General features: G+C 64.3%; 14 protein-coding genes. 10 read left to right on the forward strand and 4 right to left on the reverse strand.

Going from position 1 to position 18,809, the window contains the following annotated elements:
• Positions 1–108 precede the first annotated feature (108 nt).
• The 3 genes from GEMMAAP_RS07525 (at position 109) to GEMMAAP_RS07535 (ending at position 3,259) form a co-directional block, all read left to right on the forward strand.
• Positions 109–756, forward strand: a complete 648-nt coding sequence (locus GEMMAAP_RS07525; RefSeq protein WP_026850470.1) for a DUF1707 SHOCT-like domain-containing protein — start codon at positions 109–111, stop codon at positions 754–756.
• 109 nt (positions 757–865) lie between these two features.
• Positions 866–2,575, forward strand: coding sequence for a dihydroxy-acid dehydratase (gene ilvD / locus GEMMAAP_RS07530; protein WP_026850471.1), 1,710 nt, complete (start codon positions 866–868; stop codon positions 2,573–2,575).
• 447 nt (positions 2,576–3,022) lie between these two features.
• Positions 3,023–3,259, forward strand: a complete 237-nt coding sequence (locus GEMMAAP_RS07535; protein WP_026850472.1) for a hypothetical protein — start codon at positions 3,023–3,025, stop codon at positions 3,257–3,259.
• A 981-nt stretch (positions 3,260–4,240) separates the two neighbouring features.
• Here the strand turns inward: GEMMAAP_RS07535 and GEMMAAP_RS07540 are convergent.
• Entirely contained in the window at positions 4,241–7,540 is a 3,300-nt protein-coding gene (locus GEMMAAP_RS07540) for a WD40/YVTN/BNR-like repeat-containing protein (RefSeq protein WP_053334388.1), read from the reverse strand.
• 79 nt (positions 7,541–7,619) lie between these two features.
• On the opposite strand from GEMMAAP_RS07540, the gene GEMMAAP_RS07545 reads away from it, so the two are divergent.
• Complete coding sequence (locus GEMMAAP_RS07545) at positions 7,620–9,920, forward strand: S9 family peptidase (RefSeq protein WP_026850473.1); 2,301 nt, start codon at positions 7,620–7,622, stop codon at positions 9,918–9,920.
• Between the two features lie 213 nt (positions 9,921–10,133).
• Here the strand turns inward: GEMMAAP_RS07545 and GEMMAAP_RS07550 are convergent, their stop codons facing one another.
• Positions 10,134–10,532 (reverse strand): hypothetical protein, encoded by a 399-nt coding sequence (locus tag GEMMAAP_RS07550; protein ID WP_026850474.1) that lies wholly within the window; start codon positions 10,530–10,532, stop codon positions 10,134–10,136.
• Between the two features lie 216 nt (positions 10,533–10,748).
• On the opposite strand from GEMMAAP_RS07550, the gene GEMMAAP_RS07555 reads away from it, so the two are divergent.
• Complete coding sequence (locus GEMMAAP_RS07555; RefSeq protein WP_026850475.1) at positions 10,749–11,690, forward strand: hypothetical protein; 942 nt, start codon at positions 10,749–10,751, stop codon at positions 11,688–11,690.
• On the opposite strand, the gene GEMMAAP_RS20295 is transcribed toward GEMMAAP_RS07555, so the two are convergent.
• Positions 11,641–12,045 (reverse strand): hypothetical protein, encoded by a 405-nt coding sequence (locus GEMMAAP_RS20295; protein ID WP_145979050.1) that lies wholly within the window; start codon positions 12,043–12,045, stop codon positions 11,641–11,643. The genes GEMMAAP_RS07555 and GEMMAAP_RS20295 overlap by 50 nt on opposite strands.
• A 424-nt stretch (positions 12,046–12,469) precedes the next feature.
• Here GEMMAAP_RS20295 and GEMMAAP_RS07560 point away from each other — a divergent pair, with 424 nt between their 5' ends.
• From GEMMAAP_RS07560 to GEMMAAP_RS07575, 4 genes are read left to right on the forward strand one after another with little or no spacing between them, the layout of a single operon-like run.
• Complete coding sequence (locus GEMMAAP_RS07560) at positions 12,470–13,411, forward strand: ATP-grasp domain-containing protein (RefSeq protein WP_026850476.1); 942 nt, start codon at positions 12,470–12,472, stop codon at positions 13,409–13,411.
• 2 nt (positions 13,412–13,413) lie between these two features.
• On the forward strand, positions 13,414–14,784 hold the full coding sequence (locus GEMMAAP_RS07565; protein ID WP_026850477.1) for a circularly permuted type 2 ATP-grasp protein: 1,371 nt from the start codon (positions 13,414–13,416) through the stop codon (positions 14,782–14,784).
• Positions 14,784–15,581 carry a gamma-glutamyl-gamma-aminobutyrate hydrolase family protein gene (locus GEMMAAP_RS07570; RefSeq protein ID WP_053334389.1) on the forward strand — a complete coding sequence of 266 codons (798 nt, stop codon included), beginning with the start codon at positions 14,784–14,786 and terminating at the stop codon, positions 15,579–15,581. The genes GEMMAAP_RS07565 and GEMMAAP_RS07570 overlap by 1 nt, the downstream gene beginning before the upstream one ends.
• Positions 15,582–16,799: a carboxylate-amine ligase gene (locus GEMMAAP_RS07575; RefSeq protein WP_026850478.1), complete on the forward strand. Its 1,218-nt coding sequence runs from the start codon at positions 15,582–15,584 to the stop codon at positions 16,797–16,799.
• 25 nt (positions 16,800–16,824) lie between these two features.
• Here the strand turns inward: GEMMAAP_RS07575 and GEMMAAP_RS07580 are convergent, their stop codons facing one another.
• Positions 16,825–17,592: an SDR family NAD(P)-dependent oxidoreductase gene (locus tag GEMMAAP_RS07580; protein ID WP_082821550.1), complete on the reverse strand. Its 768-nt coding sequence runs from the start codon at positions 17,590–17,592 to the stop codon at positions 16,825–16,827.
• Between the two features lie 100 nt (positions 17,593–17,692).
• Here GEMMAAP_RS07580 and GEMMAAP_RS07585 point away from each other — a divergent pair, with 100 nt between their 5' ends.
• Complete coding sequence (locus tag GEMMAAP_RS07585; RefSeq protein ID WP_158514769.1) at positions 17,693–18,805, forward strand: HmuY family protein; 1,113 nt, start codon at positions 17,693–17,695, stop codon at positions 18,803–18,805.
• The last annotated feature ends 4 nt before the right edge of the window (positions 18,806–18,809 follow it).

The raw sequence follows: 18,809 nt of genomic DNA on the forward strand, positions 1-18,809 counted from the left end.
ACAGATGACGGCAGCCACACAGATGGCAGTTGGGAGTAGGCGTTCCTCCTCACTGCCGGCTGAGTGGCTGCCGTCTGCCGTTCAGCAGTTCCCAAACCCAGCCACACGATGAATTCCCCCTACGCCCCCATCCCCATCTCCAACGCGCATCGTGACCGGGTCACGCGGCTGTTGTCGGCGGCGTTCGCGAATGATCTGCTGAGCATGGAGCAACTCGACCAGCGGCTGGCGGCGGTATATCGCGCACAGACCCCGGCCGAGTTGCAGCAGCTGCTGATGGATCCCAGCGATCCATCGCGGTCACTGGACGACTGGCAGCGCTACTCCACCACCGACTCGCTGGTCCCCGAGCGCGGGGTCGCCGTGGCCGTGATGGGCGGCTTTGGGGTCAAAGGCGGCTGGATGGTGCCTCGGCATCTCAAAGTGTGGGCCGTCATGGGCGGCGGTGAGCTCGACCTGCGCGAAGCGCGCTTCTCGCCGGGAGTTACGCACATCGAGATTGTCGCCTGCATGGGCGGTGTGGAACTCACGCTCCCCGAAGGCGTGCGTGTGGAGGTCGTGGGCGGAGCGTTCCTGGGCGGTTTTGAGCACAAGGCCGGCACCCCTATTGAAGACCCCGAGGCCCCGGTGGTGCGGGTGAGTGGGGTGGCGATCATGGGAGGCGTGGACATCTCCCGCATGCGGCGCGAATACAAGAACGAGCGGCAGTACCTCGCCGCACTCGCGCGGGCCACGGAGATCCAGCGGGGGCGTTGACGGGTTAGTGTTCCACAGCGAGGCTTTGGGGTAGCGACACCTGCCATCTGGGTGGCTGCCGCCTGCCGTCTTGCTGTGAGCCCTCCACCACCGCCTGCCCCCCGCACCAATGTCCCAGCACCCGCTCCCCAGCCGCCACGCCATGCAGGGCCCCGAGCGCGCGCCGCATCGCGCGTTCTACTATGCCATGGGGCTCACGAGTGAAGAGATCGCTCGGCCGCTGGTCGGAGTGGTCTCCAGCTGGAATGAAGCGGCACCGTGCAACATCTCGCTCAAGCGCCAAGCCGAGGTGGCCAAGCGCGGTGTGATTGCCGGCGGTGGCACACCACGTGAGTTTTGCACCATTACCGTGACCGACGGCATTGCCATGGGTCACGCGGGCATGAAGGCCTCGCTGGTGAGTCGCGAAATCATTGCCGACAGTATCGAACTCACCGTGCGCGGACACTGCTACGACGCGCTGGTGGGCATTGCCGGCTGCGACAAGACGCTCCCCGGCATGATGATGGCCATGGTGCGCCTCGATATTCCAAGCGTGTTCCTCTACGGCGGCTCCATTTTGCCGGGGCGCTACCAGGAGCGCGACGTTACGGTGCTCGATGTATTCGAGGCAGTGGGCTCGTACGCGGCAGGCAACATGTCGCTCGAAGAGCTGACCGCATTGGAGAAGGTTGCGTGCCCCGGCGCCGGCTCCTGCGGCGGACAGTACACCGCCAACAGCATGGCGTATGTGTCAGAGGCCATGGGGCTCGCATTGCCTGGCTCCTCCAGCCCGCCAGCGGCGTACGAAACGCGCGACGTGCACGCCGAGCGTGCCGGTGAAACGGTTATGCGCCTGCTGCGTGAGGGGCTGCGTCCGCGGCAGATCGTGACGCGTCGCGCGCTGGAGAATGCCGCGTCCGTGGTGGCAGCAACGGGTGGCTCAACCAACGCCACGTTGCACTTGCCGGCCATTGCGCACGAAATGGGGATCGACTTCGATCTCTTTGACGTCGCCGAAGTGTTCAAACGCACACCACTCATTGCCGATCTCAAGCCGGGCGGCAAGTATCTCGCGAAAGACGTGCACGACATTGGTGGCGCCACGGTCATTCTCAAGGTGCTGCTGGATGGCGGCTTTTTGCACGGCGATTGCATCACGGTGACGGGTAAGACCATTGCGGAGAATCTGGCCGATGTGGTGTTGCCCAGTGATCAGAAGGTGGTCATGCCCGTCTCGCAGGCTATCTCGCCAACCGGTGGCCTGGTGGGACTGAGCGGCAACCTCGCCCCCGATGGCGCCATCGTGAAGGTGGCGGGGCTATCGCACCTTACGCACAGTGGCCCGGCGCGGGTCTTTGACAGCGAAGAGGCATGCTTTGCCGCCGTCATGGAGCGTCGCTACGAAAAGAACGATGTGCTGGTCATTCGCTACGAGGGGCCGCGCGGTGGCCCGGGCATGCGCGAAATGCTCAGTACCACCAGCGCGATTTACGGGCAGGGCATGGGCGAGCATGTCGCGCTCATTACCGATGGCCGTTTCAGCGGTGCCACACGCGGGCTGTGCATTGGTCATGTAAGCCCCGAGGCCGCCGTTGGTGGACCACTTGCACTGATTCGCGAGGGGGACATCATCGACATTGATGCGGGTGCGGGCACGTTGCACGTGCAGTTGAGCGACGAGGAACTCGCCGCTCGGCGCGCCGAATGGACGCCACGCGCCACGGATTATCAGAGTGGTGCGATCTGGCGCTACGCGCAGACCGTAGGCTCGGCGCGTCACGGCGCCGTGGTGCATCCGGGTGGCAAGGCCGAGACGCATGTGTATGCGGATGCGTGAACACTCGGGTGCGCGCGAGGCGCCCCGGCGACACCGCTCACGCCGTTCGCGAATGCTCTTCGGGGGTGGCCGAGCCCGCGCTGACGCGCGCGCCGGCGTCACCCCCTCAGGGATTCGCTCACTGCCGTGAGCGGCGCCGCCGTGGCTTGCGTCGTGGTGAGCCACGTTGCGGTTTGCCTGAGCGCTTGCGCGCTAGTGCAACAACGCCGGAACTGCCGCAACTGCGCTTCTTCCAACGCGCATCGCGCATACTCTCCGGCGGCCCCGCCGCCCCGGGGAGCGAATCCCTGAGGGGGTGACGCCGGCGCGCGTAAGCGCGCTCGGCCACCCCCGAAGAGCATTCGCGACCGGGGTGGCGGGGCCGCTGAGAGCCACCGCGTGACCTACCGCACGACCCACCGCACGCCCACTGTACGAGCGACCCCCAAGCAATTCAGAATTCCGCGAATGCCAACGCAACTCACCATCGCCTTGTCGCTCGTCTGCACGCTGGTCGCCGCGTACTTCTGGAAGTCGCGGCCACAAAAGCGTTCAGCCGCGCTCTTTCCGCTTGGCATTAGCGCCGTGCTCGGCTCCTCGGTTGCGAAGGACTCAAACGTGTGGTGGTCCATGGCGCTCAGCGTATTGGCCATCGCGCTGTTCCTCACCGCCCTCTGGATGCAAAAGTCCGAGCCAAAGAACTAGCGATGGCACCGCGCGCGCAGAGCGCCGCGCCCAACCAGCACCACGAAACCAGCCCCGGCGGCCCCGCCGCCTCGTGAGCGGATCCCTGAGGGGGGGGCCGCCGGCGCACGTCAGTGCGCTCGGCCACCCCCGAAGAGAGCAGCGAACGGGGTGTGCGGGAGCCACCGGGGAGTCTCGCGCGCATCGAGTCCGCCAGCCACCGAGGCGCCTCGCGCGCACCGAGTCTGCAAGCCGACGTGATTGGCCGTACGTCGGGCGACGTATGGTCGAGACCTCTGGGCGCCGGCATCGTGTGGCACACCCTGCGCGCGCCGACATCTGGAGAGAGGACATATCGTGCCAACAACCATCGGAATTGCCCGAAACGTGTGCAGCCGCGCAGTTGGCGCCTTGCTGCTATTGTCGCTGTGGCGCGCGTCGGAGCTCGAGGCTCAAGTGCGAACCGCCTCAGCGCTGTCGCTGAACGAATCCGCACGGCAAACAGCCGTTGCCCAGCGCGTCGACAGCGCTACTGCAACCTTGCGGCAATTCTCCAATATGCCGGAGACAAACAGTTCACGTGCCCCACTCATCGGAGCCCTGATTGGCAGCACCCTGATGACCGCGTTTGCTGCGGACGAATGCTCACGCCTCGGGTGCATGTCCCCGCTGCCGTTGGTCTTGGCCGCAGGTGCCGGGGCCATGGCGGGTGCCAGTGTGGGGTGGATCGTGAAACGCTTGAGCGCACCACTTCCGGCCGAAGTCCCACCCGGTTCGATGACTCGGCCCGATAACCAACTCGGCGACCTCCCCCAACCGCGCGCGCAAAGCGCCGCGCCTCCATGAGTACGTCACGGAGCAAGCCCCGGCGGCCCCGCCGCCCCGTGAGCGGATCCCTGAGGGGGTGACGCCGGCGCACGTCAGTGCGCTCGGCCACCCCCGAAGAGAGCAGCGAACGGGGTGAGCGGGAGCCACCGGGGCGCCTCGCGCGCACCCACAGCGTCACCCAATCGGCTTCTTGGGCACAAACACGTTCGGCACACCCAGCCGAGACAGCAGCGCGTTGAACTCCGAAAGCTCCTTGTCCTCGAGCCCCTGCAACGTCTTCAGCTGTACATCGAGCTTGCCGCCCAAGTCACTCGTGATCTCCCCGTGCTGACGCGTGGGCGGGTTCGTGCCCTCGAGCACCTGCGCGTTCAACGAGATGAACATCTGATACAGCTTGATCGGATAGTTCAACGTCGCCTGATCTGCCTTGGTGTACACCTCGTAGATCTCGGCGCGCACCGCCTCCAGCTTCTTGCGCAGTGCCGTCGACGCATCGCGCACCTCCTTGGCGTACGCCTGTGAGCTGGCCTGACGCGCGCGTTCATCCAGCTGACGCTGCAGGTCCTGCACGCGCTGCACCGTTTCCGTGATGCTCGTGATGCGCGCGCCCACCGCGTTGGCCGCATCGAACTGCGCCTTGTACTCGGCGGCCGTCATGTTCAAGCGCGGATCCGGCTTTACCGCAAACGCACGCGTAAGCGTATCCTTGCCCACGATGAGCCGTACCGCGTAGTCACCAGGCACCGCCACCGGACCGTCGGTGGAGCCGTCGTCCACAATGGCCCCCGGAATGGTCTTGGGCGCCGGGTAGCTCAGGTCCCAGATGAAGCGGTTCGTGCCGGCGCGTGCATGCACCACCGAATCCGCCGCCTCGTAGCTCAACGCTTCGGCGCGCTGCTCCAGGCGAATCTTGGCGGCAGCGGAATCGGCCGCCGGGTTCCCCGTGCTGTCCTTTCGCGGGGCATCCGCGCTGCTGAACGTACGCACCACCTTGCCCGACGCTTCGAGGAACTGCACCGTGATGGGTGACGACGGCGCGCTCTTGAGCCAGTAGTCCACGCTCACGCCGTACCGCGGGTTGGCGCCGGCGTTGCCGCCGCCACGACCACCGCCCATGCTCGTCCAGCGAATGGCCGAGGCTGGGGCAAACAGGTGCACCGGCTTGGTGGTAATGGAGTCGGCCAGTGTGCGCAGCGGCGAGATGTCATCAAGTGACCAGAAAGCGCGCCCGTGTGTGGCCACAATGAGATCGTTGTCGTGCACGCGAAGGTCACGCACCACGGCCCGCGGCAGGTTGAGCTGCATGGGCTCCCACGCCGCGCCGTCGTTGAACGAGACGTACACGCCCGTTTCCGTTCCGGCAAAGAGCAGGCCGCGGCGTTTGGTATCACTGCGAATGGCGCGTGTATACGAGCCCATGGGAATCCCCGCGTCAATGCGCGTCCACGTGGCTCCGTAATCAGTGGTCCTGTACAGATACGGCGCGAAGTCGTCCTGCTGATACCGATTGGCGGCGACGTACGCTGTGCCGGCATCGAAGGGCGACGCTTCAATGATCGACATGCGCGCGAACGCCCCCATTCCCTTGGGCGTCACGTTGGTCCAGGTGGCACCATTGTCGCGTGACACATGCACCAGGCCGTCGTCGCTTCCTGTCCAGAGCACACCCTTGGCTACCGGCGATTCGGCAAAGGCAAAGATGGTCGCGTACCACTCGGTGCCGGTCATGTCACCGGTTACCGGGCCACCACTGCGCCCCAGTGTGGCCGGGTCATGTCGCGTGAGATCACCCGAGATCTTTTCCCAGCTGCCGCCCTGATTGCGCGAGCGCCAGAGAAACTGCGACGCCGTGTACAGCACGTCGGGGTCGTGCGGCGAGAAGTGAATGGGGAACGTCCACTGAAAACGCTGCGGTACATCAGCGGCGGCCATACCGTCGTAGTTGCCCAGCCACACCGACACATCGCGACGCATGTTCGTCTTCTTGTCGTGACGGGTCAGCTGGCCCATGTAGCAGCCACCAAAGGTCACGTTGGGGTCGCGCGGGTCCACGGCAATGTAGGCGTTTTCACAGCCGGCCACCGGCCACCAGTCGCGCTCCGTAATGCGCCCATTGTCGGAACGGTGCGCAATGTTCACCGACGTGTTGTCCTGCTGCGCGCCCAGAATGCGATACGGCACCGACTGGTCGGTGGTCACGTGGTAGAACTGCGACGTGGGCTGGTTGTCCTGCGAGCTCCACGTGCGCCCACCGTCGAGCGATACCGACGCGCCACCGTCATTGCCGTTGATGAGCCGCTGCGGGTTCTTGGGGTCCACCCACATGATGTGCGTGTCGCCGTGTGGCACCCGCGTGGTGACAAACGTTCGGCCGCCATCAATGCTGCGGCTTACCTGCAGGTTCATCACGTACACGGTGTTTTCGTTCACCGGGTCGGCCGTGATGCTCATGTAGTAGAACGGGCGCACGACAAACTTCTGATCGCTGTTGGTGCGCGTCCAGGTGGCGCCGGCGTTGTCGCTGCGGAATACGCCACCCAATGAGTCCTGCGCTTCAATGTTGGCGTACACGCGCTGGCCATTGGCGGGCGAGACACTCACGCCAATCTTGCCGATGAGCCCCTTGGGCATGCCGGGATTGTAGGTCAGTTCGCTCCAGGTATCGCCACCGTCGGTGCTCTTCCAGAGTCCGCTGCGTCCGGCGCCGGCGTTCATCCCCCAGGGCGTACGCTGGAACTTCCACATTGAGGCGTACAAAATGCGCGGGTTGGTCACATCCAATGACAGGTCGGCGGCGCCGGTGCTGTCGTCGATGAACAGCACCTTCTTCCACGTCGCGCCGCCATCCAGCGTACGAAATACACCGCGATCGGGCGACGGGCCAAAGGCATGACCCAGCGCGGTCACGTACGCCACATCGGGGTTGGTGGGGTGCACCCGCAGACTGGTGATGTGCTGCGTGTTGGCGAGTCCGCGCGGAGTCCACGTGTCACCACCGTCGGTGGTGCGATACACACCCGTGCCGTACGTGATGTCTTCGCGCGGCTTGCCTTCGCCGGTGCCTACCCAAATCACATTCGGGTCACTGGGGGCCACCGTAATGGCGCCCACCGACGAAATGTCGGTCTTGCCATCGGTAATGTTTTCCCACGACTGCCCGGCGTTGCTGGTCTTCCAGACGCCACCGTTCACGGCGCCAAAGTAGAACACCAGCGGACGGGTGGGGTCGCCGGTCACCGCCGTGGAGCGGCCGCCGCGGAAGGGGCCCACCAGGCGCCAGCGCAGCGACTTGAGCGCGTTGTTGGTCTTGGTGCCGTCGGTGTAGAGCGCCGGGTCGTACGTCGGGCGCTCGCCGGCGGACGGGCGGGGGGCGCGCTGGGCGCCAGCAGAGCATGGGACCGTCAGCGCTAACAGTGCCGCGGTCGTAGACAAAGTGGCGCACGCGCCACGGAGCAGAGTGCGGGGAAAGGGCATGCGCTCACGTTGCTCGCCGCGTGCATTGGGTGCAAGATGGAAGCGCTCCCCCCATCCCTATTTGCCGGAGTACCACGCCATGTCGGTTCGGAAGTCCTCGCTGGTGGTCTCGCCCCTCGTGCTGTCCCTGCTTGCTGCGCAGTGGCTCGGCGCGCAGGGTGCCGCGGGCAAGCGCCCCATGACGTTCCTCGATCAGCAGTACCTCAAGAACGCCGGCAGCCCCGCCGTCTCCCCCGACGGCAAGCAGCTGCTGTACACCATCAGCACCCCCGACTGGAAAGAAGCCACCAGCCAGTCGGACATCTGGGTCTCCCCCACCGACCGTGGCGTGGCGGGCACTCGGCAGCTCACCTTTACCACCGCAAAGAACGAAGGCGCCCCCCGCTGGGCCCCCAAGGGAGGCTGGTTCGCCTTTACCAGCAACCGGGAAGCGCCGGCGGCCAATGGCGGGCAGCAGCAGCTGTTTGCCATGCGTGCCGACGGTGGCGAAGCGCGCCGCGTGACCAACGCCCGCGAAGGCGTTTCCAATTACGCCTTTACCAAAGACGGGCAGTGGCTGGTGTACCGCAGCGGCAAGAACGGCGAGGAGCAGCTGTACGCCGTAGCCGTGGCCGCCATTGAGAAGGGCACCCCGCTTGACTCCCTTACGGCCACGCCGCTTACCAAGCACCCCACCGGGGTGGGCGAATGGATCGCGGCCCCCGATTCGCGCCGCATCTATTTCCTCTCGGCCGACACCACTGACACCGACGAAAAGCTGCGCCGCGAGAAGAAGTTCACCGTGAATGTGCGCAACGCCGGCACTCCCACGGTGTCGCTCTGGGCCGTGGAGCTGTCGGGGCCGTCGTACCCTATGTCGCGGCTCACGCGCGACCCCAACATGGCGGTCACCGACTTCACCATCTCCCCCGATGGCCGGTATGTGGGCTTCAATGCGGTGCCCAACGACCGCTACAAGCGCAACATCACCGAAGAGGGGATCTACGCCGACGTCTTCCTGCTGGACACGCAGGGCAACGCCGTTGAGCGGCTCACCACCAACGACGAAACGTCGGAAAGCGGCCTCAGCTTCTCCCCGGACAGCCGTACGATTGCCTTCTCGGCGTCGGACGACATGACGAAGTACAACATGAAGAACCGCCGCGTGTACGTGCGTGACGTGGCCGCCAAGGGCGGGGCGTTCCGCAAGATCGGCGATTGGGATGGCGACCACTCGGTGGGCTTCTGGTCGGCCGACGGCAAGACCATTTACTTCAATACCGGCTTCAAGGCCACGACGCAGCTGTTCGCGCTTGATGTGGCCTCGGGCAAGGTCAAGCCGGTCACCAACGTGCAGGGGGTGGTGAATGTGTCGCAGGACCAGGATACCAAGCGCCTGCTGCTCAACTATCAGGATCCCACGAGCCCGGGGGCCATTTACACGGTGAGCTCCATGCTTGACCTCCCCAAAAAGGCGGCGTGGGTGCAGCTCACCGACGCCAACCCGTGGGTGCGTGAGCAGATCGCGCTCGGCGAAGAGACCGAAGTAACCTGGACCTCAAAGGACGGCAAGCCGGTGGGCGGCGTGCTCGTGAAGCCGGTGGGCTACCAGCCGGGCAAGAAGTATCCGCTGCTGGTCGCCATTCACGGCGGCCCGGCAGCGGCCGATCTGCTGGGCTTCAACGGCGGCTACGGCGCGCAGGCGTACGCAGGGCAGGGGTGGGCGGTGCTCATGCCCAACTACCGCGGCAGCACCAACTACGGCGAAGCGCACAAGAACGGCATCGTGGGCAACTACTTCGATCCGGGCTATCAGGACATCATGACCGGCGTGGACCACCTCATTGCCACCGGCCTGGTGGACAGCACCAAGATGGGCGTGCTGGGGTGGAGCGCTGGTGGTCACTGGAGCAATTGGATTCTCACGCACACCGACCGCTTCAAGGCCATCTCCAGCGGCGCTGGTACCTCCAACTGGATTTCCATGTACGCGCAGTCCGACGTGCAGCGGAACCGCCAGCACTACCTGGGCGACAAGCTGCCGTATGACGACTTTGACGCCTACTGGCGTCAGAGCCCCATCCAGTTCATCCGCAATGCCAAAACGCCCACGATGATTCACGTCGTGGAGGGCGACCCGCGCGTGCCCAGCCCGCAGAGCGTGGAGCTGCACATGGGGCTCAAGCGGGTGGGCGTGCCCACCGAGCTCTACATGTACCCAGGCGCCTCGCACGGTATTCCCGACGCCCGCAACCGCCTCGTAAAGAGCGTATCCGAGCAGGCCTGGATGGACTACTACGTGCTCGGCAAGGGGAACAAGTTCTCCTGGCGCCAGGTGCTGGAGACGCTGGAGGACTCGAAGGCGGAGAAGAAGGTGGATATCAAGGGGAATAACAACTGAGGACTGAGAACTTGAACCGAAAACTGAAAACTTCGACTGAAAACTGAAAACTCCTTTTGCCCCGGGAATCGCCAGAGGGCCGGGAAGTTTTCAGTCGTCAGTTTGAGTGTTCAGTTCTCAGTTGGAGTCTTCAGTCCTCAGTTAAATGCCCCAAACGCAAAACCCACCGTCCGTTACCGGCCGGTGGGTTTCTTGCTTCTCACCGCTCACTTCTCACCCCGCCATCAACCCCGGAAGCGGGCTCGGCGCCGTAAGCGCTTCCTGGGCCGCGGCAATGACCGACGCGGGCAGGGGAGCCCCGCCGGCGCGGCGGGCGGCTTCGACGACCATGCTGAGCGCACGGGCCTGGGCCGCGTAGGCGGCAATGAGGGCGCCGCCTGCGCCGGGGGTGGCCATGATGTCCTGCGCCAGCGAATCGAGTTGCTGGACCAGGGCATGGTTAGGGGTTGTAATGGATGAGTCTGCTCGGTCGGCGCGCGCCTTGGATGCCCCCTTGGCAGTTGCGCTCAGCCCCGGAAAACCCGATGGAGCCAATGCTTCCTGAATGCGGCCATTGGTAGCGGCCAAGGCGGCCAACCGGCGGCGCGCCCCCTGCGACGACTCAAATCCCACGTCAAATCTCCCGAAAGGGCCCCTGAAGAGGACAGGATCGCGCCACTCCTCTTGACAGATGCCTACCTGTTACATAAATGCGACAGTGATAGCGATGCAGAGCACGCGGGAAACCCGCATGCTGTTGTGTTTCTTGTTGTTGGGTCGGTGTTACAGCCGTGTTGGTGCGGTACTTCCTGCAGGACCCCGTTCGAGCTCTCCCTTTATGGAGGCTGGATGCACGTCCTCGTCCCGGTAGCAGATCGAGACCTCGCCGCGCGGGCGCTGGCCGACTTGGCCAGAACCACGCTTGACGAGCATTGGGCCGTCGCCGCCATCCCCACCGAACGTCGGGGATTGCTGCTCGAACGGGCCGATGCGGCCGCGCTGCTCCCTGGAGATGGCCTTGGCGAACCCATAGCCGACGGCCTGGCACTGTTGGGTACGGCGTACGAACTGGCTGCCCTGGGGCAGTTGGATGCGGCGCTCCAGCCCACGCCCAGTGCGGCACGTGATCTGGCGCAGGCGGTGCTGGCGCTGGGAGCCGCCCGGGCCTTCCGGTGCTCCGCCGCGCTCCGCCCCCCCATCGACGATGGGGAGCTGTCCATCAAGTGGGCTCTCAAGCTGGGCGCTCTGGCGCTCGTCTCCCGGCAAACCGAGAGTTACGAACGCTGGTGGGACGCCCGGGCCCACGTTGCTGACGTGGTCAAACGCGCCGCTCACAGGCTCGACGCCGAGCCGTGGGAGCCCTACGCGCGTGGCACCCTGTGGATGGCCTGGCTGGGACTCATGGGAGCCCCGGTGGCTGTCCTTCCCGAGAATGCGGCCGACGAGTTGCCGATGCTCTCGGCCACTCGCAGTCGCCTCGCTGCCTTCCGCGAGCGTCGGGCCGACCACGAAGTCCCCGGAGAGGGACCCGTGCTCAATGCCGTGGCGCTGCGCGCGCGCATGACGGAGTTCGCCATCCGACACCTGGCCGACGCGACGGAACTGCTCACGGTGGCGGTGCTGAGACGGACGCTCCCCGATGTGTCGGCCGAGTTCAAGCTGCACCTGAGTGCGGCTCGCTCCGCGATGGCGGGCGATCATGGGCAGGACGTGCTGCTGGCGTGGTTACAGGCTGCCGGCGTTACGCTGGCAGGCGGCGTGACCGCGCAGCTCGAACTCCCAGGATTCTAGTACGGCCTGACGCGCCCTTGGCGCCACGCCATACCCGGTAGGTGCGACGCCCGGTGCTGCCCACCGGGAACGCCACGCGTCCCCCTCCAAGGGGGATGATGTCGGCCAGCAGGGCGCCGAGCGCCGTCCGGGCCTCCAGGGACGCCTCATCGAGGTCGCCCGGCTCCGCCATCTCTCCGGTGTCGATGCGATACCAGACGACGCCATGGGCGCCTTCGGCTCGCACTACGTACTGATCATCATCCGTCCAGAACGCACTGATCCGGTCGCTGGCGATATCCGTGTGGATAGCAAGGCTTGTGATGGGCGCAAGCTCCATCGGACCGATCGGGGCGTCTACGGCGACGACGTGCATAGTTCTATTCCGTGAGGGGGCAGGAACGTGATCACCGATTTCCCGTTACAAACTGGTTCGTCGATGGGCGGGGATGTTATGACGATTCAGGCGCCCACGCAATACGTGAAATGCGAGCTAAGTTGTTGACAGTATTGTCGATATGTGTGGGAATCGATGTGGAGAACCGGCTAAGTGCCACTCCCGGCACCATCTGGGAGCCGCAGCGGTGTGGAAAAACGGCTTCGTGATGCCGCAATATTTTCTGGCGGAAGGGGGAGGTTTGTCCACATGGAGTGGCCTCACAAAATTGCTCTTTTCTTGTTTGCCAACACGAGTTTTCGGATGACGCGGTCTGTTTCATTGTTCCATTTCTCCTGCTGGCGCACTCGGCCTTCTTGCCCCATAGTGGCGAGTCATCACGCACATCCTCCGGAGCCTCGTCGTGCCCATCGAACCACGCATTGGATTGCTTGTCGGGCGGGAATGGTCCTTCCCCCCCGCATTTATCGACGCCGTCAGCCGCCGCCAGTCGGGGGTCACCGCCGACTACATCAAGCTGGATGCCACACGCATGCAGCAACCCGTGCCGTACACCCTCATCATTGACCGCATCAGTCATGAGGTGGGCTTCTACCGCACCTTCCTCAAGCATGCGGCACGCATGGGCGTCACGGTCGTCAACAACCCGTTCATGTGGTCGGCCGACGACAAGTTCTACGACGCCACCATGGCCATGCAGCTCGGCGTAGCGCACCCCAAAACGATGGTCCTCCCCAACAAGGACTACATCCCGGGGATCTCGCACTCCGAATCGCTGCGCAACCTCTCCTACCCGCTCAACTGGGCCGGCGTCGCAGAACACATCGGCTTCCCCTGCGTACTGAAAGACGCCCATGGCGGCGGCTGGCGCGACGTCTACATCTGCCACTCCATGGAGGAGCTGCTGGCCGCCTACAACAGCAGCGGCCTGCTCACCATGGTCGTGCAGGAGTTCATCAAGTGGGACGCCTACGTCCGCTGCATGGTGCTGGGACGCGACAAAGTCCTCCCCATGCCCTACGACCCGGGGCAGCGGAAGTACATCCCGGACCCCGGGTATCTCGGCAAGGAGCTCGAGGATCGTTGCGTCCGTGACGCGCTGACCCTCTGCCGCGGACTGGGCTACGACATGAACACCGTAGAGTTCGCGGTGAAAGACGGCATTCCCTACGCCATCGACTTCATGAACCCGGCCCCGGACATGGACATCAACTCCCTCACCCCCAGCTATTTCGAGTGGGTGGTGGAGCACATGGCCGACCTGGCTATCACGCTGGCCACCGCGCCCCGCCCCGAGGTCCCCACGGGCCCCATTATCTCGGCACCGCCAGTCCTCACAAAGTAGCAATGTCCACAGACGCCATTTCCCGGTATCACGACACGCTCCAGCAGGGCACGCTGGCAGCCGATTCGGATGCCGTGTTGACACAGCAACTCCGTGATCAGGGGCTCTTCTTCGGAGACCGCCCCCTGTGTGGAGTACTGCGGCCACGCTTTCTGACGCTGGACGAGTACCGGCTCATTGGCCGCGCCTGCGGTCTGGTGGGATCGGCATTCGAAAAGGTGCGGGCGGCCGCCATGGCCGACGCGGCGTTGCGGGCGCAGTTCGGGCTGACAAGCTGGGAAGAGCAGGTGATCCATGCCGATCCCGGCTTCCCGTCGGCCAGCCCTACCTCCCGGCTTGATGCCTTCTATGCCCCGGGGAAAGGCGACAGCGGACTCAAGTTCACGGAGTACAACGCCGAAACGCCGGCCGGCGCCGCCTACAATGACGCGCTGTCCCGCGCCTTTCTGGCGCTGCCGGCCATGCAGGCCTTTACGCGCAGCCATCTGGTGCTCCCCATCCCGGCCGCGGCGGGGGTGATCGACGCGTTGCTGCAAGCCTATTCGGCATGGCGGGGAACGAGCGAAAAACCGTCGGTGTGCATTCTGGATTGGAAGGAAGTCCCCACGTACAGCGAGTTCGTGCTGTTCGAAAAGGAATTCCAGGCCCGCGGGATAGACGTGTTTATTGGCGATCCGCGGGACGCCGAGTACGCCAACGGCCAGCTCACGGTGGCCGGCAAGCGGGTGACGCTCATTTACAAGCGAGTGCTCATCGACGAGCTGGTGACGCGCGCCGGGCTCGATTCTCCGGTGGTGCGGGCTGTCAGAGACGGTGCGGTGTGCATGGTAAACCCGTTTCGCTGCAAGCTCTTACATAAGAAGGCCTCACTTGCTGTGTTAAGTGATGAACGGCAGGCGCCGCTGTTCACCAGCGAGGAGCGGGCGGCCGTCCTGGCGCATGTACCATGGACACGTGTGGTGGAAGCGCGACACACGCAGTATCGCGACAGTGGCGGCGACCATACGGTCGACCTGTTGCCCTTTATCGCCGAGCGTCGGGAAACCATGGTGCTCAAGCCGAACGACGAGTACGGCGGCAAGGGCATTGTGCTGGGCTGGACGGTGGACGACGCCACCTGGCAGGCTGCCATCCAGACAGCCCTTGATGAACCGTATATCGTGCAGGAGCGTGTGGAGGTGCCAAGTGAGCCCTGGCCGGCCATGGTCAATGGCGAGGTGCACATTGGCGACCGCATGCTGGACACGGCCCCGTTCCTCGCGAACGGCACCACCGTGAACGGCTGCCTCACGCGCATTGCCACGGATCCGCTCCTCAACGTCACCGCTGGGGGAGGTTCGAACGTCCCCACTTTCCTTGTAGAGAAGCGTTGATGCCGTCCTCGTATCGCCCGACCATCGGGCTCACCACACAGACGCTGCACTCCATAGACGGCATTCCACCGGCCCTGCCATCGTCGTGGGTCATGAATCAGCGGTACTTTCTGGCGGCTACGGCCGCCGGAGCGGTGCCTTGGATGATCCCGCTGCTCGATGATGATATGGAAACGCTGCGGGCAATCTACGACCGATTGGACGGGGTGCTCATCCCCGGCGGCGTGGATATCAACCCGGCGGAATACGGCGAAGCAGTACGTCCGGAGTGTGGAAATCTCGATCCCGCCCGCGACCGCGTGGAACTGCAATTGGTGCGCTGGGCCATCGAAGAAGGCAAGCCGGTGTTGGGGCTGTGCCGCGGGATGCAGATCATTAACGTGGCGAAGGGCGGTACCATGTGGCAGGACCTGGCATCACAAAAGCCGTCCTTCCACAAGCATGACTTCTTCCCCACGGCCGGCTTCGAGCGCGATCATCTCGCGCACGAAGTGGACGTCGTGCCCGGGACGCGGCTGTCGCATTACCTCGACGGCGCCCGCTGCCCGGTGAACAGCATGCACCACCAGGGCGTGAAAACGCTCGGCCAGGAATTGCAGGTCTCGGCCACCGCCGATGATGGGCTCATTGAAGCCATCGAGACCATGGGTGAGAGTTTTTGCATCGGGGTGCAGTGGCACCCGGAAGTGTTTGAAATGACGGACCCACACACCCGACAGCTGTTTGGCGGCTTCATGGCCGCCGCCGTTGAGTGGTCAACTGCCAACGCTGCGCCCCGTGCGGGCGTGGGGGGATAAATGAAGGGACCCACCCTGACGGTTGGTATCGAGGAAGAGTACCAGATCATCGACCCGGTCACCCGTGACCTGTCACCGGGGTTCGACGCGCTGGTGACCTCCGCGTTTGCCACGGAAGCCGACGTAAAGGCCGAACTGCATCAGTGCCAGGTGGAAATTGGCACGAAGCCGTGTGCCACCATTGCCGAGTTGCGCACGGAACTGGTGAAGCTGCGCAGGCTGACCATCAAGGCGGCCGGTGAACACGGGCTGACCATTGCGTCGGCCGGTACGCATCCGTTCTCCAACTGGATGAACATGGAAATGACGCCCAAGGAGCGATACCTCGGCGTCAAGATGGAGCTTCAGGATCTGGCCCATCGCCTGCTCATTTTTGGGACGCATGTGCATGTGGGCATTGAAGATCCGGAATTTCGCATCGACTGCCTGAACGCCGCGCGGTACATCCTGCCTCACATTCTGTGTTTGTCCACATCCTCGCCGTTCTGGTTTGGGCGCAACACGGGCCTGCATTCTTATAGAAGTATTGTCTTCAAAAACTTCCCACGGACCGGGGTGCCACGCATCCTGAACGGGTGGAGTGATTACGCCGATCTGGTGGATACGCTGGTCAAGACGCACAGCATTCCTGACGGCTCCAAGATCTGGTGGGATGTGCGCCCGCACCATCTGTATCCCACGCTGGAGTTCCGTTGCTGCGACGTGAACACCAAGGTGGACGAGGCGGTGTGCATCGCGGCCATGTTGCAGGCCGTGGTGGCCAAGATGTGGAAGCTGCGGCGCGACAACATGACCTTCCGCGTCTACGCCGCCGATCTCATTGAAGAGAACAAGTGGCGCGCCGTGCGCTACGGCATGGGCGGCAAGCTTATCGACTTCGGCAAGAAGGAAGAGTTGCCCACGTCGGTGCTCATCCGTGAGCTCATTGAGTGGTTCCTGGACGACGTGCTCGATGAATTGGGGACGCGCAAAGAAGTGGAGTACGCCTTCAAGATCATGGAGGAGGGCTCCAGTGCGCAGCGCCAATTGGCGACCTATGCCCGCACGGGCGATTTGCGCGCGGTGGTGGACCAGCTCATTCGGGAAACGGCCGAGGGGGTGTGCGACCCGGTGCTGGGGCCGCCGCTGGATTCACTCGATCAGGCCATCTCGGCGCAGCCGTCGACAGGCCCCACCCCCACGGGGATGCCTGCCGTTCGGGGGCAGTCCATCCCGTAAGCGTCCCGTATCTGCAGCGGGGGGCTCAGGGGTCCTGCGCCAGCCCGCTCAGATATTGGATGGCCGTATTGGCCATGCCGGCCCGGGAGTACACATCGGGTCGGCGATCGGTAATGACCTGGGCAATGACGTCAGCCACCTCTTCCGCGCTTTGGGAGTTGGGCAGCGTGTGCGAGTCCGGACCACCGTGCAGGGCGTTGGCGCCAAACGCCGTGCGCACCACGCCGGGAGACACGAGTGAGAACTGAATGTCAGGGTGCGTTTCCTGCACCTCGGTGCGCATGTTGGCGGTGAGCGCGTTGAGGAAGTGCTTGGAGGCACTATACGCCGACCGGAAAGTGGCCATGGGGACGCGCCCCAGCATGGAAGAGACGTTTACCACATGTCCGCGCCCTACCAGCTGAAAGTGCGGCAATACAGCCTGCATGCCGTACAGCGCACTCTTGACGTTGATGCGAAGCATGTCGTCGAGGTCGTCGTCGGTCAGTGCTGACGGGGCGCGGGTAATGCCGCGGCCCACGTTGTTCACCCACACGTCCAAACGGCTGAACTGGGCCAGGGTCGTCTCCACAATGTCGTCCACCTGATTGCGTACGGTGACGTCGGCCGTGATGGTGACCGTATTCGCGGCGGGCAGGCTGGCCGCCACCTGCCGAAGGGCGTCGGCCCGACGCGCCACCAGCACGAGGCTATGGGTGGGGGCGAGCCGGTGGGCGAGGGCGGCACCAATGCCAGTGCTGGCGCCGGTGATTACCACGACCGGGCGGGCAGGGGGCGTTTGTGAGATCGACATGGCCTGCAAGCTACTCATGCGGGCGCTACGGCGTTTCCCTGACAAGGGCCTCGTAACAAATACGAATGCAACCACAATTGTCGGGATTGTAGGATCACGCATGCGTACTTCTCACATGCTTCCGACACTTCCGGCGCTCTGCAGCGTCCTGAATCTTCGCCGCGCCCTGCGCGTGGCCTTCGCTCCCGTAGTTGGGATGGCTCTGCTTACCGCCTGTGAAGGCGAGGCCGATCCCACCGGCCCTGGCGGGCAGATCCGCGAACCGGCCATCAACGAAGTCATCACCTCGGCGCCGCTCAACGCGAGCAGCAACGATACGCTGGTGTACTTCAGCTTCAATACGGGCACACTCGTATCGCGCACGGCCGACTGGGATCTCGCGTTGCGCCGCTACGAAGTGCGGCTCAATTCGCCCGCCAACGGCGGCACGAAGAACGTGTTGGGCTACGCGCTGGCCAACAATCAGAACGCCACCAACGCCGAAGTGCTGGCGTTCACGCGGGCCGGTACGTTGGCGGCGTTTGATGCGCTGCGCGACGCACAGATTCCCGCGGACAGCCAGTTCGTCACCGATCGTCTGGCGAACAGCCCGCAGGCGCACATTGTGTTGGGCGGTATTCCGGTGGCCAATGCCGCGCAGTTCTGGAAGGTGCGCCTGTCCAACGGACAGTTTGCCGTCATGCGCAACGCGCGCATCAAGTTCACCGGCTTTGTCACCGATACGATTTACATCGAGTCGCGATTGCAGACGGGCAGCACCTTGGGGCCGGTACAGACCGTGGCGGTGGCGCCCGGTGGGACCACGCGCGCGATCAGCCTGACTACCAACGCCGTGGTGACACCGAACGGCTGCAACTGGGATGTGCAGTTCAATCCCGACCAGCGTCAGCTGGCCATTACCGTGAACACGGCGTGCAATGTGGGCACGTTCCCCGGTACGGCCTCGCCCACCTTTGCCGCTGCCACGTCGGCCAGTGATGCGCCGCAGTATGCCGCGTATCTGTCACAGCTGGTGGGGCCCATACCCAACTCCATTCTCGACACCAAGGCCCCGTTCCGATACGACCTCACCGGTCAGCAGCGTTTGCATCCGGCATTCAACACGTATTTCGCCAAGATCGATACGCGGGTGTGGAAGTTCCAGGTGATCGACTACTACAGCAACACGGGCGTCGCCGGCTATCCGACGATTCGCTACTCACGCATTCGATAAATAC

It is taken from the genome of Gemmatimonas phototrophica (genome assembly GCF_000695095.2).
Taxonomy (GTDB): domain Bacteria; phylum Gemmatimonadota; class Gemmatimonadetes; order Gemmatimonadales; family Gemmatimonadaceae; genus Gemmatimonas; species Gemmatimonas phototrophica.